This window comes from Sporosarcina sp. USHLN248, assembly GCF_037144575.1.
In the GTDB taxonomy this organism is placed as follows: domain Bacteria; phylum Bacillota; class Bacilli; order Bacillales_A; family Planococcaceae; genus Sporosarcina; species Sporosarcina contaminans.
Map to the genome: position 1 here is coordinate 1 of NZ_JBBCZC010000036.1, position 16,026 is coordinate 16,026.

Annotated in this window: 18 protein-coding genes and 1 riboswitch; of the genes, 2 read left to right on the forward strand and 16 right to left on the reverse strand. The window is 40.8% G+C overall.

The genetic code is table 11. The features are described from left to right. The coding region (locus tag WFH04_RS13790) for a hypothetical protein (RefSeq protein WP_336824639.1) at nucleotides 1-183 on the forward strand (183 nt) is incomplete at its 5' end. 447 nt (nucleotides 184-630) lie between these two features. On the opposite strand, the gene gcvPB is transcribed toward WFH04_RS13790, so the two are convergent. The 10 genes from gcvPB to comGA all read right to left on the reverse strand — a co-directional run bounded on the left by gcvPB (nucleotide 631) and on the right by comGA (nucleotide 9,240). Next, entirely contained in the window at nucleotides 631-2,109 is a 1,479-nt protein-coding gene (gene gcvPB, locus WFH04_RS13795; RefSeq protein ID WP_336824640.1) for an aminomethyl-transferring glycine dehydrogenase subunit GcvPB, read from the reverse strand. Beyond that, complete coding sequence (gene gcvPA / locus WFH04_RS13800) at nucleotides 2,102-3,448, reverse strand: aminomethyl-transferring glycine dehydrogenase subunit GcvPA (RefSeq protein ID WP_336824641.1); 1,347 nt, start codon at nucleotides 3,446-3,448, stop codon at nucleotides 2,102-2,104. The genes gcvPB and gcvPA overlap by 8 nt, the downstream gene beginning before the upstream one ends. A 24-nt stretch (nucleotides 3,449-3,472) precedes the next feature. Continuing rightward, entirely contained in the window at nucleotides 3,473-4,573 is a 1,101-nt protein-coding gene (gene gcvT / locus WFH04_RS13805) for a glycine cleavage system aminomethyltransferase GcvT (RefSeq protein WP_336824642.1), read from the reverse strand. 144 nt (nucleotides 4,574-4,717) lie between these two features. Then, nucleotides 4,718-4,810: riboswitch (glycine riboswitch) on the reverse strand. 200 nt (nucleotides 4,811-5,010) lie between these two features. Continuing rightward, a complete protein-coding gene (locus tag WFH04_RS13810) occupies nucleotides 5,011-5,520 on the reverse strand; it encodes a shikimate kinase (protein ID WP_336824643.1) in 510 nt (169 codons plus the stop codon). Between the two features lie 164 nt (nucleotides 5,521-5,684). After that, complete coding sequence (gene comGF, locus WFH04_RS13815) at nucleotides 5,685-6,125, reverse strand: competence type IV pilus minor pilin ComGF (RefSeq protein WP_336824644.1); 441 nt, start codon at nucleotides 6,123-6,125, stop codon at nucleotides 5,685-5,687. After that, nucleotides 6,113-6,412, reverse strand: coding sequence for a hypothetical protein (locus tag WFH04_RS13820; protein WP_336824645.1), 300 nt, complete (start codon nucleotides 6,410-6,412; stop codon nucleotides 6,113-6,115). Before WFH04_RS13820 ends, comGF begins: the two co-directional genes overlap by 13 nt. Beyond that, nucleotides 6,402-6,854 carry a competence type IV pilus minor pilin ComGD gene (gene comGD, locus WFH04_RS13825; RefSeq protein ID WP_336824646.1) on the reverse strand — a complete coding sequence of 151 codons (453 nt, stop codon included), beginning with the start codon at nucleotides 6,852-6,854 and terminating at the stop codon, nucleotides 6,402-6,404. The genes WFH04_RS13820 and comGD overlap by 11 nt, the downstream gene beginning before the upstream one ends. Then, the gene (gene comGC, locus WFH04_RS13830) at nucleotides 6,838-7,170 is read right to left on the reverse strand and encodes a competence type IV pilus major pilin ComGC (RefSeq protein ID WP_336824647.1); all 333 of its coding nucleotides are present in this window, start codon (nucleotides 7,168-7,170) and stop codon (nucleotides 6,838-6,840) included. The genes comGD and comGC overlap by 17 nt, the downstream gene beginning before the upstream one ends. A 13-nt stretch (nucleotides 7,171-7,183) precedes the next feature. Continuing rightward, entirely contained in the window at nucleotides 7,184-8,239 is a 1,056-nt protein-coding gene (gene comGB / locus WFH04_RS13835) for a competence type IV pilus assembly protein ComGB (protein WP_336824648.1), read from the reverse strand. Continuing rightward, on the reverse strand, nucleotides 8,236-9,240 hold the full coding sequence (gene comGA, locus WFH04_RS13840) for a competence type IV pilus ATPase ComGA (RefSeq protein ID WP_336824649.1): 1,005 nt from the start codon (nucleotides 9,238-9,240) through the stop codon (nucleotides 8,236-8,238). The genes comGB and comGA overlap by 4 nt, the downstream gene beginning before the upstream one ends. A 244-nt stretch (nucleotides 9,241-9,484) precedes the next feature. Here comGA and WFH04_RS13845 point away from each other — a divergent pair, with 244 nt between their 5' ends. Beyond that, a complete protein-coding gene (locus WFH04_RS13845) occupies nucleotides 9,485-9,976 on the forward strand; it encodes a hypothetical protein (protein WP_336824650.1) in 492 nt (163 codons plus the stop codon). A gap of 377 nt (nucleotides 9,977-10,353) precedes the next feature. On the opposite strand, the gene panD is transcribed toward WFH04_RS13845, so the two are convergent. The 6 genes from panD to bshA all read right to left on the reverse strand — a co-directional run bounded on the left by panD (nucleotide 10,354) and on the right by bshA (nucleotide 16,005). Beyond that, nucleotides 10,354-10,734, reverse strand: a complete 381-nt coding sequence (gene panD, locus WFH04_RS13850; RefSeq protein WP_336824651.1) for an aspartate 1-decarboxylase — start codon at nucleotides 10,732-10,734, stop codon at nucleotides 10,354-10,356. Beyond that, a complete protein-coding gene (gene panC / locus WFH04_RS13855; RefSeq protein WP_336824652.1) occupies nucleotides 10,712-11,629 on the reverse strand; it encodes a pantoate--beta-alanine ligase in 918 nt (305 codons plus the stop codon). The genes panD and panC overlap by 23 nt, the downstream gene beginning before the upstream one ends. Beyond that, nucleotides 11,616-12,449 (reverse strand): 3-methyl-2-oxobutanoate hydroxymethyltransferase, encoded by an 834-nt coding sequence (gene panB, locus WFH04_RS13860; RefSeq protein ID WP_336824653.1) that lies wholly within the window; start codon nucleotides 12,447-12,449, stop codon nucleotides 11,616-11,618. The genes panC and panB overlap by 14 nt, the downstream gene beginning before the upstream one ends. Nucleotides 12,450-12,726: 277 nt before the next feature. Then, nucleotides 12,727-13,710, reverse strand: a complete 984-nt coding sequence (locus WFH04_RS13865) for a biotin--[acetyl-CoA-carboxylase] ligase (RefSeq protein ID WP_336824654.1) — start codon at nucleotides 13,708-13,710, stop codon at nucleotides 12,727-12,729. Further along, nucleotides 13,688-14,872 (reverse strand): CCA tRNA nucleotidyltransferase, encoded by a 1,185-nt coding sequence (locus tag WFH04_RS13870; protein ID WP_336824655.1) that lies wholly within the window; start codon nucleotides 14,870-14,872, stop codon nucleotides 13,688-13,690. Before WFH04_RS13870 ends, WFH04_RS13865 begins: the two co-directional genes overlap by 23 nt. Next, entirely contained in the window at nucleotides 14,869-16,005 is a 1,137-nt protein-coding gene (gene bshA / locus WFH04_RS13875; protein ID WP_336824656.1) for an N-acetyl-alpha-D-glucosaminyl L-malate synthase BshA, read from the reverse strand. Before bshA ends, WFH04_RS13870 begins: the two co-directional genes overlap by 4 nt. Nucleotides 16,006-16,026 lie beyond the last annotated feature (21 nt).

Here is a 16,026-nt window from a genome sequence, read left to right on the forward strand (position 1 = left end):
TGCGCCTGGAACGGAAAGCGACGGTTGTCAGGGGTTCCCCATTTATTCTCCAACCAGAAAGGGACTATCACAGAAAATCAGTTTTCACTGACTTTCTGGACAGCCCCTTTTGATATTCCTTACTCTGTTTCTTTTATTGAGGTTATGATTCGTTTCAGCACCTTGTATCTATATGACAGATAGAACCGTGTCTATGTTTTAAAATGAGGATCGCTGAGAACACCATTCAATAAACAAAATAAACAGCGATCCTCTCCTCGATGAAAAGAAATAGATCACTGTTTTTAAATTACTTTCAATCATATGAGTTCCGTTGGTTGAAGTCTATATCTGCGACTCCTGTCGGGGGAGTGAAAGCCGTAACGAAGAACGGCTTTTGCGAGTAAAAGCGTAGCGTTGGGAGTACGAATGCAAAACAGATGCCTTAATTTCTACGACAATCGCAGAAGTTAAGGGAAATCAACTCTTTATGGTTCCCCGTCCCACGGAAAGCGTCAAGTCGGAACGTAAATCGACAGTTAGTGTTTAGGGCTTCATCAATTGAAGCTTTAAAGATTAAAAAAGGAATTGGAAAAAGACCGCATCGAATGCAATCAGGTCTCTTTCCATTCAAATGATTACTCTTCCTATTTATACACCGACTGTTTCTTCTTCTTTTTGATAGCGAAGGACTGGCTTCCTTGCAGCTTTCGTTTCGTCCAAGCGGCTAATAACCGTTGTATGAGGTGCTTCTTGAACAATTTCAGGGCTTTCCTCAACCTCTTTCGCGATTTGGATCATCGCATCGATAAAAGAATCCAACGTTTCTTTTGATTCTGTTTCTGTTGGCTCAATCATCATTCCTTCCTCAACATTCAGAGGGAAGTAAATTGTAGGTGGATGGAATCCAAAATCCAATAACCTCTTTGCCATATCCAACGTGCGGACACCCAATTTCTTTTGGCGTCTGCCGGATAGGACGAATTCATGCTTACAATGCTGTGGATATGGAAGATCGAAATACGGTTCCAACTTTCTCATCATATAGTTTGCATTTAATACTGCGTATTCCGTTACAGCTTTTAAACCATCAGGTCCCATCGAACGAATATACGTGTATGCGCGCAAATAAATGCCAAAGTTTCCGTAGAATGGCTTCACTCGCCCAATTGATTTAGGACGATCATACTCAAATGTATATTGGTCCTCTTTTTTGACTAATACCGGTTTTGGCAAATAAGGAGCCAATTCTTTCGTAACCCCTACCGGACCGGATCCTGGACCGCCTCCTCCATGAGGACCTGTAAACGTCTTATGCAAGTTCAGATGGACAGCATCGAATCCCATATCTCCAGGGCGCGCTTTTGCCATGACAGCATTTAAATTTGCACCGTCATAATACAACTTACCGCCGACGCCATGGACGATTTTCGCCATTTCAAGGATTTCTTCCTCAAATAAACCTAAAGTATTAGGGTTCGTTAACATGAGTGCAGCCGTTTTCGGACCAACCTTCGCTTTTAAATCTTCGATGTCGACTAATCCGTTCTCATTCGACTTCACTGTAACCGTATCAAACCCAGCTACCGCAGCAGACGCAGGGTTCGTTCCGTGAGCAGAATCGGGCACTAATACTTCTGTTCGTTCAGTTTCTCCATTGGCTTCATGAAATGCGCGAATCATCATAAGAGCAGTCCATTCGCCATGAGCTCCAGCTGCCGGTTGCAACGTTACTTCATCCATTCCCGTAATTTCGGATAGATGCTCCTGTAAATCATACATAACTTCCATTGCGCCTTGTACAGTAGATTCATCTTGCAATGGATGAACATTTGCAAAACCAGAAAAACGAGCTACCGCTTCGTTTATTTTCGGATTGTATTTCATCGTACATGAGCCTAATGGATAGAAACCTGTATCAACGCCATGGTTGCGGTTCGACAATGCTGTGTAATGACGCATAATATCTAACTCCGACACTTCAGGAAGCTCCGCGTCTTCTTGTCGCACAAAGCCGTTTGGCATTAGGTCAGATAAAGCCACCTCTGGTACATCCAATGCTGGAAGGCTGTAGCCGATCCTTCCTTCTTTTGAAAGTTCAAAAATTAAAGGTTGGTTCTCTTTATGCATGAATGGCCTCCATTTCCTGCACGAGTGCATCGATTTCTTCTTTCGTCCGCTGCTCAGTAACGGCAATAAGCACATGATTTTCAAGCTCTGGATATGTCAAGCTTAAATCATAGCCGCCGATTATTCCTTTTTTAAATAACTCGGCATTTATTTCTTTAACTGGCTTTTTGCAAGCGACAACAATCTCATTGAAATGAGCATCACTAAATTTCACGTCAAAACCTGCTTTTGCAAATGCATTTTTGGCATAATGAGCTTTGGCTATGTTTTGATATGCAATTTCTTTTACGCCATTTCTGCCTAAAGCTGTCATCGCTACAGATGCAGCAAGTGCATTTAAAGCTTGGTTCGAACAAATATTAGATGTCGCTTTATCGCGGCGAATATGTTGCTCACGGGCTTGGAGCGTTAATACATAACCTCTTCTGCCTTCTTCGTCAGTCGTTTCTCCTACCAGTCTGCCTGGCATTTTACGCATCAATTTTTTAGTCGAAGCGAAATACCCGCAATGAGGACCTCCAAATTGCTCTGGAATGCCAAATGGCTGTGCATCGCCTACTGTTATATCTGCTCCTAAAGCTCCAGGTGGTGTCAATACGCCAAGTGCAAGAGGATTAGCAGACACAATGAATAAACTGCCTTTTTCATGTGCCATTTGACCAATTTTTTGCAAGTCTTCAATTTGACCGAAGAAATTCGGATATTGAACCATTACAGCTGCTACATCTTCATTTAATAGTTGCCCTAATTTTTCAATACTGCTAACGCCGTTTTCCTGTGGAATTGTGACTACTTCCAAAAATTGGCCGGCGGCATAAGATTTAACAACATCTCGGGATTCAGGATGAATCGCTTCCGAGACTAACAGCTTCTTACGGCGCGTATGGCCAGCAGATAAAGTACCAGCTTCTGCAAGTGCTGTGCCGCCGTCATACATTGACGAGTTCGCAATTTCCATTCCTGTCAATTCACAAATCATCGTCTGGAATTCAAAAATCGCTTGCAGTTCACCTTGTGAAATTTCTGGTTGGTAAGGTGTATAAGCGGTGTAGAATTCAGATCTTGAAATGACATGATCAACAATGATCGGCTTGTAATGATCATACACACCAGCGCCCAGGAATGATGTATAGGATTTCGAGTCGGCATTTTTTGCAGCAAGGCTTGAAAGTTCTTTTAAAAGTTCAGTTTCGGATTTCGCTTCTTTAATTTTCAATTCACCTTTAAAGCGGACCTCTTCAGGAATATCCTCAAATAATTCATCAACCGTTGCGATGCCGATTGCCGACAACATTTCATCACGGTCTTTATCCGTCATTGGAATGTACCGATGCTTCATATCACATATCTCCTCTTCAGTAATTTAACGTTTATAGAAAGGTGTTGCGATAACTGTTGCCTTCAAACGACGATTACGGACTTCAACTTCAACTACTGTGCCGACTTCCGCATGCTCACTAGCTAATAATGCAAATCCGATGTTTTTCTGCAATGTTGGCGATTGCGTTCCAGTTGTCACTTCACCGACTTCTTCATCTTCGATATAAACTTTATATCCCGTGCGCGGAATTCCTTTGTCGATCATTTCCAAACCGACCAGCTTACGTGTGATGCCATTTGATTTCTGTGCAGATAGAACTTCTTTGCCGATAAAATCAGCATCTTTACCAAGTTTTACAACAAAGCCTAAATTTGCTTCTAACGGGCTAATGTCTTTTGACAGCTCCTGTCCGTATAAAGGCAAGCCAGCTTCAAAGCGCAGAGTATCACGCGCACCAAGTCCAGCAGGTACAATTCCTTCTTCTTTACCAGCTTCAAGTATAGCTGGCCATAGAGCAACAATCGCATCAGGCGAAGCGTAAAGTTCAAAACCATCTTCACCTGTATATCCAGTACGGGAAATTAGGACATCATGTCCCGCTACATTGACATGTTCTTTGAAACGGAAAAATTTAATTTCATCCAGAGGTTCGGTTGTTAACTTTTGCAAAATTTCTTGCGATTTCGGCCCTTGTAATGCCAATAATCCGTACTCGGAAGAGCGGTCATCAATATGCACGTCGCTTGCAGCGTGTTCTTTCATCCATGCAACGTCTTTATCAATATTCGATGCGTTGACGACTAATAGGTAATCATTGTCTTGGCGTTTATAAATGAGCAAATCATCGACAGTGCCGCCGTTTTCATAGCACATGACAGTATATTGGGCTTGCCCATCCTTCAATTTTGATACGTCATTTGTACAAAGTGACTGCAAAAAAGAAAGCGCCCCTTCACCTGATACAAAAACTTCTCCCATATGGGATACATCGAATAGACCTGCTTTTGTCCGGACAGCTTCGTGTTCAGCTTTAATGCTTGAAAACTGTACAGGAAGTTCCCAGCCGCCAAAGTCAATCGTCTTTCCGCCATAGGCTTTATACTGATCAAACAATGGCGTTCGCTTCAAAGTCGTTTCTGTCACCTTAAAATGCCCCCTAACGTTTATTTTTAGATAAAAAAAGACAGAAGTCCCCTAATAAGAGAACCTCTGTCCATGTACCTGAAAGTTTGACCTTACGGCTTTCCTCGTTGGTGGCCGATCATCCATCGGCGCTCTCCAGAGATGCGTCCTGAACGAGTCTTGTTACCTGAGAGATTCATAACCTTCGTTACTTGCTCCTTCGGTGACGCCTTATGCGTGCTCTCCCCATCCATTCATCCGCCATATGTAATTGAATATTAATGTGTAAGATTCGGACAATAATTGCCCTTTCACCTAACATCTTAACATTTCATTTAAGGAAGCGCAATCTTTTTTATGAATTTAGAGATTTCACGTACAAAATAATTGTTTTTTTGTGAAACGTTCGTGTTTAGGTAGTGATTTCATTATCGAACAATTTAATATGCTTATCTAAACTATCCTTTTAATCTATTAATTTGAAAAGCGACGTATTGTGAAATTTCATGAAGAGAACGATTCGTCGTCTCTACCTTAAAATGTGCACTTTCCATATAATAAGCTTTCCTTTTATTAAATAGGATTTCTAATTCTTCTCGGGTGGATTTTTGCACGATAGGCCGATTAGGATCCGTTGAGACTCTACGCCAAATATCCCGGAAGGTAGAATTCAAATAAAATACTAGCCCGGAGCTTTTCATCAATTCTCTATTTTCAGCTCGCATTGGTACACCACCCCCGGTAGCGATTATACAATACTCGTCTGGAAAGGTTTTTAGAAATTCTGTTTCAATATCCCTAAATCCTTCCTCACCATACGTTTCGAATATCTGCGGAATGGTCATACCTATCATCTTTACTATTTCGGCATCCATATCATAAAAGGGCATATTCACTAATGGAGTAAGCCGTTTTCCGACAGCGCTTTTCCCAGATCCCATAAAGCCTACCAAATAAACTTTTTTCATCTCTTCAACCGCCTTGCCTCATTATCTTCAACGTCTCTTTTTCATAATGCATTTCTATTGAATCGAATGTTCTATATAAATTACTATGCCATGAAACGATGTTGAAAAGAAAGAGGCTAACGAAAAAAAGTAAGACAATGCAAGCGGCTAGTGTGGTTCCTTTTTCATTCTGGATATATACCAATCACAAACCCCCTTTCCCTAACCTGGCCGTCAGTCATTGTAACTTGCACATTCAAAAACTCTCCCGATCGAGAAAAATGAACAGACCTAACATTTGTATACAGTGGAATATGCCCCATTCCAAAAACCGTTTTCCGAATGACCGAGCCGCTTTGACCGATTTCTATTTCTCCTCTGTCTGTTATGAAATATATCGCTCTGCCTTCTTTCGTAATATGAAACTCTTTTACGTCTGCTATATAAGATTGTAGATCAATCGCAAAAAGCTCCCATTCTACTGATGAATAATCTTGGAGTTGATTTTCAATCGGTGCTTTCCAAAAATAAAATAGGACGACGAATTGCAGAAAGATCGCCATGATCGCCAATTGAAATAACGACTCCAACAACGTATATCCCTTTTCATCCTTTAACCAATGCATCGCTCATTATCCTCGCCATGCAACTCATATGTCACACAAATTTTTTGTCCCAATACAATCCATTCAAAATTTATGCCATTTATCATTCTCACACCTTCCACTATACCGGTCGTTTCATATAAAATAGCGCTTTGATAAGCCAATTCTGCAGCGTGCATCGTATATTTTTTCTTATCTAATTGGTAAGCAAGCTTTGAGGCGAACGGAAGCAAAGTGCCAAAAATGCCTATAATCACAAAAAGCGAAAGTATTGTTTCTGGCCATGAAAAGCCTTTCTCATTGATCATGTTTAATTACCCTCCCATGCTCAAGCTGAAAAGCTAAACGAACATCCCCTCGGCTTGTCCGGAAAACAATCGAACCGGTTTTAAGTATATGTCCGTTCGGATGAAATGCCACTTCATTCAGTGAGCTGCTGCTGACGAAACGCATAGAAGGCGGAAAATCAATTGTTGCAATTTCTGTCGTGTTTGGCGCGTAAAGGGAATACGATTTTCCACTATTTCTAAATTTAATTGTTGTATGCGCTTCGTTTGCTATCGAATATGCTTGCATTTGGTGAACAGAAGAAATGAAAACCGCAATTGCTTCATCTTCAGATTGCTCCCTTATCCAACGGTCCCCGAATGGAATAATTAAAAGGATCAAAATGCTAACGATTGATAGAACAAGAAGCAGTTCCAATAGGGTGAAGCCTTTCTCTCTAAACTTATCAGTCCGTATCTCCACCTGAATCTGCTACCCCTTCCGCAGTAACCAATCCATCTGAATCAATCGTTACCGCCCTACCATCCGGACATTGAGGAAGCTCAGGCATATATTCTTCATCCATCAAATCTTCTGCAGTCGGGACAGTATGATGATCCATCCGATACGCTTCAACTTGCCCTTGCACCATCTTGACATATGCATTGCATCCCTTCTGGTCAATCGATTTCGAGTGTTTCGTCACATTCGGTATTGCAATTAGCACTAACACGGAAATAATAAGCAGGACGATCATCATCTCTATTAAAGTGAAGCCTTTATCATTCAATAGTTTCATTTATAGTCACTCCTCATATTTTGTCGATCATGCCATAAACAGGCAACAGCAATGATAAATATGCCAAAAGAATGCAAATGGCAATCAAACTAAATAGGACTGGCTGCACTAATCCCATCTTCTTAGTCAATTCAACCTCGATCATTTCAGTTAAATGTTCTCCGTAAATAATAAGTTCCTTCGGTAAATGACCGGTATTTGCGCCATGTTTTGCAAAGGTAGTTAATTCTTTATTCAACCCATACGTCAAGTCGATCGCCTTATCAAAATCGACTCCATAGATGACCAGTTCCATGATTTCCGAACCGATCGTGCTTAAAATCGGATCCACATTCTGTTCTGCAATTATTTGAAGGGCGTCTTGCATAGATATTCCCGATTGCAGTAAACTTCCTATTTCTGATGCAAAATCCCTTGTAGTTATGTTCATGAAAAAAGTTTTTAGGAAAGGCAATGACATCATAAAACGTATTTTGTTTTTCGGAAGCATTTTCCGATAGGCAATCATGCCACCTAACGAAATGATAAAAATTGCTGCGCCGATCATCGTCGCTGCATCCGGAATCCTCGCCACTATAGTTGGAAGTGATGCGAATATAGTAGAAGAGTCAGTTTGCCTTGCTAAGGATAGTGCTTGCAAATTAGGAAGAAAGAAATTTCTGAACAGCAATAAAAGCATTGCCATAAAAAGAAAAAGCGCTAGTGGATAAAGAAGGAGGCCTTTTAATTTCTTCCTTCGTTGTTCTGAGTTCTTTAAACGCTCCGATAGTCCTTTTAACGCTTCGGGTAGCTGCCCATTCATTTCACCGATGACAATTGGAAGAAGCTTTGAGGATGGCAAACCTAATCTCCCTAAAATTTCAGTCACACCAAGTCCTTCACTGAAATCCTTTTCTACTTGCAATGTCTTCTCTTCATACTGTTTTATATGATGCGGCAAAAGAAGCATCAAACCATCATAGAAAGTATATCCTTCCATTAATAAAGCGGATAAACGCGATAAAAACATTGCTTGATTGTTCAAAGGTGTCCGATGACTTTTCAAACGGTCGCGTAACCAATACTTCATACGTACAATCCTTCCGGAACAGCATATTTTCGCACAACTGTTTCTATTTGTAGCTCATTTGGCATTTCAATCCGTTCTCCGCGGATAATGCGATCTGATAGTAAATTCAGCATTTCTCCTTGAATAATTTGAAAGACAGCACCAATTTCTCCATCTGTTTTTGTAATTAAACGCTGAGAAGATATGCAAACGATTGTTTGTCTTAACTCTTCAGGCGTTATGCCAAAATCCATCAATCGATAAAAACATCCTATAGCATCCTTTGAATGGACAGTAGTTAAAACTAAATGACCTGTCAGTGCTGCTGCCACTGCAATCTTCGCTGTTTCCGCATCTCTTATTTCCCCAATCATAATGACGTCAGGTGAGTGCCGTAAAATAGCTTTCAATCCTGTCGCATACGTCATGCCGGCCCGTTCATTTACTTGTATTTGCAACAGATGGCTATGATTGTTTTCCACCGGATCTTCAAGAGTGATAACATGCCTGTCTAATTCATTTACACAATGTGCTGTTAAAGAGTAAATTGTCGTCGTTTTACCGCTTCCTGTCGGACCTGTCATAATGAGAAGTCCTTGTCTCTTGGATGCAGCTTCTCGAAGCTGCTGCTCCCACTCATCCTCTATACATAGCTTCGAAAGAGGGACGATTTTATCATGTTTTTGTAATCGGATAACGACGCTTTCCTTCATTTGAATTGAAGGGATGGTTGACACCCGAAATGAATAATTTTCGTTTTGGAATTGTTTATGGAAAGATCCGCTTTGAGGTTTTCTTTTATCGCTTATATCTAAAGAGGAGAGAAACTTGAAAAATGAAATCATTCGGACCGATAACTGTAGGGGGAATGTATCGACCCGTACTATTTTCGCGTGTTTTTTAAAAAGAATTTCGTATCCGTTGCGAGTAGGTACAAAATGAATATCTGAGGCCTCATATTCAATCGCTTTTAATAAAAGCTTAAAACTTTTTTCTTCAATGAGATTATCCTTACGCTCCATCGAATCCCCCTTTCTACTAAACGGAAGACCGCATTCCGCCTTACTCAAAGTATAGGATGGCTCCATTAAAAATGAAAGACTTTCCACGAAGGTCGAATTTTCGTCTGCCGATATCGCTTAAAATAGAATTGTGCAAGCCGAATTTTCCTCAAATTCGTTTTTTACGTTTGAACGATTATTTTTAGAATAAATCGAAACTTTTATAAATGGAAGCCGTCTAATTTGGAAGCAGGGAGGGAGTAAGATGAAAAGGTTTTTAATTGGCATATCGCTTTTCTCATTTTTAATAATTGTAGGTTGTTCAGTAAAAGAAACGAAAAGTGAGGAACTATTGCCAGAGGGAATTCCTGAATTTGTACAGGAAAGCGATTTCGATAAGATTGATTGGAATAAAAAGGCTGTGACATTTGATCGCAATATGATCGGAAATGAAAACAAATTAGGCGTTATCGGCATGGATCAGCCTAGTTTGCATGCACAAAAATGGATGTGGCATTTATGGGGGATCGATCATTCCACAAATCCAACATTGACAGTTGTCGGTTTTCATAAAGAGACTGGTACCGTCCATCCAATTTTATCAACGGGATGGTCTATGGGCCTGAGCGGACCGAATAATGGAGCTGATGCACATACACCATCTACCGTAACAATATCAAAAGCAGGAGAGTGGGCATTTATACTGTATACCGACGAAAACATATTTGATATTTTGGTAACCGACATTACCGAATAACAGTATTTTCATGGAAAATGCTTGACAGACGTCAGGCATTTTTTTGAATTTTAATTCCCTCTATTCTCGCACATTCCCAATTCTGCATGCATTGTTAATTTCATCATGATGCTACTTTGCGTCATAATTATTAGCATTCTCGTTATTGATGTTTCACCCTATAACAGTGGATTTTTATTACAGTGACCGTTTTTCAGTTCAGATTGCTATTTTTAACCACTCTACATCCACCAAAACATTAAAATGCGTACTATTTTCACTAAAGGATCTCATAGTTTTGGAAAATGTCTATGCCATCTTATGTAGATAATCGATAAATTGAACAGACAAAAAGGCAATTACGTCTCAGCGTAGTTGCCTTTTTATGGAACTATACATTACAATACCGTACTCGCTTTTTCACGGATCACTTGTTGAATGCCATTTTTCTCATCCAATAAAAGGACCGTCGGTTCATGTACTTTGGCTTCCTCGTCAGACATGAAAACGTAAGAGATAATAATAACAATATCTCCGGGCTGGACAAGCCTCGCTGCCGCTCCGTTGACGCAAATAACACCGCTACCCCGTTCACCTGCAATAATATACGTTTCAAAGCGAGCTCCGTTATTGTTGTTGACGATTTGCACTTTTTCATTCGGCAATAGTCCTGCTGCATCCAATAAATCTTGATCGATTGTTATGCTTCCTACATAATTTAAATTTGCTTCTGTCACTGTTGCTCGATGCAATTTACTATTCATCATTTTTCGAAACATTTAGTTTACCCTCTTTAGTTGACATAATAATATTATCTATTAATCTCGCCTTTTCAAATTTCACCGCACAAGCGATAATGATTTCCTTTGAATGCTCATCAATCGGCTGCAAATCAGGGAAGGATAAAATTTCCACATAATCTATTTCACCGGTCGTTTCAGAGCAAATCATTTCTTTCACCATTTGAATGGCTTCTTCTGGATGCTTTCCTTGTTCTATATATTTCGCGCCTTTCTGCAATGCCTTATAAATTGCAGGGGCTTCCTTCCTTTCAACTCCGCTTAATTTTACATTTCGTGAGCTTTTCGCCAAACCATCCTCTTCCCGAACGATCGGCACTCGGACAATCTTTGTCCGTAAATTGAAATCATGGACAAAAGATTCAATTATGGAAAGCTGCTGCGCATCTTTCATCCCGAAATAGGAACGATCCGGGTCAACGATATTAAATAGTTTCAATATAACCTTCAGCACACCATCAAAATGCCCCGGCCGTTTCGCACCACATAACACGCTTTTTTGTTCGCCAGGAAGAATGCGAATACCGCTTTCATGTGGATACATTTCATCAACAGAAGGTATGAATACAATATCTACACCTGCCGAAGCGGCTAACTGTAAATCCCGTTCTTTATCTCGCGGATAAGTTGCATAATCCTCATTCGGTCCAAACTGGGCAGGATTGACAAAAATGCTCATGACGACGAGATCATTTTCTTCCCTTGCATACTGAACTAAGGAGAGATGCCCTTCATGTAAATAGCCCATTGTCGGCACGAATCCTACGGTTTTACCTTTTCGATCGTTACGGTCCAATAGCTTGCGCATTTCCTCAATCGTTTCGATCACTTGAAGCTTTGTTTGTTTCGTTCCTTCGATATTACTTGCCACCATACATGGCCTCCAGCTCTGCTTCTTTCATCGTAAATTGGTGTTGCTCGGCAGGAAAACCTCCTGATTTCACTGCTTCCGCATAGCTTTGGAGCCCATTTCGTATCGCTGTGCCAGCATCTGCATAAGCCTCTACAAACTTCGGAATATGATGATCGCCATATTTGATCGTATCGTGAAAGACCAACACTTGACCATCTGTTTGTGCTCCAGCACCAATGCCAATCGTCGGAATAGTTATAGCTTGAGAAACTCGTTCGGCTAATTGATAAGGAATGCATTCCAACACGATCATACATGCTCCAGCAGCTTCGCAAGCTTTTGCATCTTCGATCAGCTTTTCTGCAGCCTCAGCTGTTTTCCCTTGTACTTTATAACCGCCTAGGACAGCGGCTGATTGCGGTAACAGACCTAAGTGCGCTACGACAGGAATACCTGTATCCGTCAGTAGCTGTATTTTATTAATTACATTCCCTGCCCCTTCCAACTTCAAAGCGTTTGCTCCAGTCTCTTGGAAAATACGTGTTGCTTCCTTTAGTGTTTGATCGGTCGAACCATGATAAGAACCGAAAGGCATATCGACGACTACAAACGTTTCCTTTGCCCCTCGCCGTACAGCCTTGCCATGGTGAATCATATCATCCACTGTTACAAATGCTGTAGAATCATATCCTAAAACGACCATTCCTAAAGAATCTCCGACTAAAATAACATCAATTCCTGCTTGTTCTGCTAGTTTTGCAGATGGATGATCGTACGCTGTCAGCATGACAATTTTCTCTTGTTCACGCTTCATCCTCATAAAATCAGCCGTGCTTTTCATTTCTTACCCTCTCCTTTTCTTCAATTGAGAGGAGAAAACCGAAAAACCCTTCCGTCAAAAATAGGACAGAAGGGTTGTGTGCCACAAATTCATTTATACCCATTGACCGTCTGCGATCAAATGAGTCTGGTATTATGGTTTCCTCCGTCCCTGTCTTTTACAAGATCAAGGCAGAACGTATTGAATTGCTACTATAATTGCCTACTTTTTGGTGCAGTTCAATGTGATACTGCCCATCGGTTTTACTATACCAAATCTTCATAAAGTTGTATACTGATTATTTTTTAATTTCGATATCTGCCGAGAAGATCGCTCGAACAGACCCGTCATCCAATTTTAGCTCCAAAAGCCCATCATCTGAAATACCAATTGCCGACCCTTCAATTGTTTCATTGAGCATGACGGCACGGATCCGTTTCCCTTCAATATTTGCATAGCTTTCCCATAATAACTTAATAGGACTGAAACCATGCTTTTCATACATTGTCGTATATAGTTCAAGGTAGTATAAAATTTCTGCGATCAATCTGGAGCGATCTACTACTTGACCTCCTTCCAAACGAAGCGATGTTGCAATCGACTTTAATTCGATAGGGAAATCTTCTTCAGTCTGATTAACATTCATTCCAATACCTAAGATGATCGCTTTTACTCGATCGGGATCCGCTTGCAATTCAGTTAAGATACCGGTCATTTTTTTCCCTGAAATCATTATATCATTCGGCCACTTTATCGTTGGTTCAATCCCTGTCAATTCTTCAATGGCTCGAACAATTGCAACGGCAGCTACTAAAGTCATCTGGGGCGCTTGATGTGGCATAAGTGACGGCCGAATAACGATGCTCATCCAAATGCCTTTTTGCGCCGCTGAATTCCATGGCCTTGACATTCTTCCCTTTCCTGCTGTCTGCTCTTCAGCAACAAAAAGTGTGCCGTCGTCTGCATTTGTTTGCGCAGCATCATGGGCAATGAGCTGTGTCGATGGACAGCTTTCATAATAATGAATGATCTTGCCATAGTGATCCGTTTTTAAATGCTGTTGAATATTGGCAGCATTAATTCGGTCAGGTGAGGAAAGCAATACATACCCTTTTTTTCGAATTGAAGCAATTTCATAACCTTCTTCTTCAAACTCTTTTATATACTTCCAAATCGCCGTTCTTGATAAGCCGTATTCATCCGCGAATTCCTGGCCGGATATAGGGGCCCCGTTTGCTTCGAACAGCCTTTTTAAAAGCTCATGCTTGACGTTTGAATTCACTTAGAAACCATTCCTTTAAATGCTTACTTGTATTGATGCACTGTCCATATAATACTGCCCGTTCAGCTCTATAGAGCCATTCTCCGAGCCATTTTCCACCACGTTGTCCAGTCCATTCCATTAAATCTTTTCCGTTTATACACAAATCCTCTTTAGACTGGATCGGCAATTTACCTTTCATTTCACGCAACTCTTCAATCGTCATATATTCTTTATTAGGATATAATGCATGGAAAATTCTTTCCGTTATTTGTAACACGCTTTCAGTATATTTATACAGTTGATCAGTTCCAAACTTTCCAGCCAGCCTCTCCTGAAACGCTTCTGATACTGCAGTGAGAAACTGCTTGTCCTGATTCGATAACTTATAAGCTTTAAACAGGTCCTGCGGATTGAATTTGCCTACGATCATGAAGGCAGCCCATCCATGCAATGGAGAAGAAAAAGGAGCACATGCAGACAGCATCCCTATTTCCTGTGGAAATAATGGCAGCTCGCGATGCAGATTGCTTTCTACCAAAATGGTCAATGCTCTTTCTACATACTTCCCAATGAACAGTTTGTCCATTTCAGTCTTAATGCGCTCTACGGATATATGACCGATTAGTGGAGCATTATTTTTTAATGCATTCGCTGTATCTCTTTCTATTGCGAACCCTAAAGTAGAGGCAAATCGCACTGCTCGGATGATGCGCAAAGCGTCTTCTTGAAAACGATCGTCAGCATTGCCTACAGCTCGAATTAGCCTTTTCTTAATATCCTCTTGGCCACCGAACGGATCGATCCATAAACCGTCCAAAGTCAATGCTAAAGCATTCATCGTAAAATCCCTGCGTTTCAGATCTTCTTCCAAAGAACGGACAAAATGGACTTCATCCGGCCTTCGATGATCCGCATATGTACCTTCCGTTCGGTAGGTCGTTACTTCGATCGGTTCTCCATACATCATGACGAGTACAGTTCCATGCTGAATGCCAACATCGAATGTATGCGAAAAAACCTCTTTCACTTCAGTAGGCATTGCGGAAGTTGCGATATCAATATCCGATGCCTCTTTCCCTAAAAGATGATCTCTCACGGAGCCGCCGACAAAAACTGCTTCATAGCCTGCATCCATTAATTGCCTTACAACTTCCCGACTTGCAGCCGTACCGAAACTCATCGACCTTTGCCACCTGCCAATTCATAATACAAACGTTCATATTGCTGAACAATCGAATCCGAATTAAATTTTTTAAAGGCAGTATGGAACGCATTTTGCCTAAACTCCCCATGTAAATGCTCATTTTCGAGCAAAAGCAATGCTCGCTCTGCAGCTAATTGCACATCTCCTATTTCGACAAGATAGCCGTTCTTCCCATCTTCAATCACCTCAGGAATTCCGCCGATATTCGTGCCGATTGCCGGTACTCCGCATGAAAATCCTTCTAACAAAACAAGTCCAAATGCCTCTTTTTCAGATAAAAGAAACAGCACATCACTGATTGCTAATAACTCCGGCAAGTCATCACGCTTTCCAGTGAATATAATATCTTCTTGCAGTCCTTCATTTTTCACCATCTCATGTAAACCTATTAGTTCTGGGCCTGTTCCGACTAACAGTAATTTTGAACTGCAACGCTCTCTAATAATTTTAAAGCTATTGATTATGTCGCCAATTCTTTTAACGCTTCTAAAATTAGAAATATGAATGATGACTTTTTCTTCTTTTCCGATCCCTAAATCACTTTTTAAAGTCTTTGGATCGACAGGGTGGTATTTTTCTTCATCAATAAAATTATAGATCGTCAAAATTTCCTTATTCGGTTTAATTAAAGACAATGTTTCTTGACGAAGCGATTCTGAGACAGCTGTCGTTATGTCTGATTTATTTATGCCATACCGCACAGTGTTTCTCAATGTAAGGTCATGTCCCAATATCGTAACATCTGTCCCGTGTAGTGTCGTAATGACGCCGATATCTGAATTAGCCATATCTTTTGCTAACGCTGCGGAAATGGCATGAGGAACTGCGTAATGCACGTGAAGCAAGTCCAAATGCTCTTGCTCGATTACTTGAGCAATCCGGTTTGCTAACGCAATGTCGTATGGCGGATACTTAAATACTGCATAGCCATCAATTTTCACCTCATGAAAATGGACATTCGGATGGACATCTAAACGAAAAGGTTTACTCGATGTAATAAAATGCACCTCATGTCCTTTTTCTGCCATCTTTTTTCCTAACTCCGTAGCGACTACACCTGATCCGCCCAACGTCGGATAACATATGACACCGACTTTTAATTTTTTCATGACAACACCTCTTTCGCCATT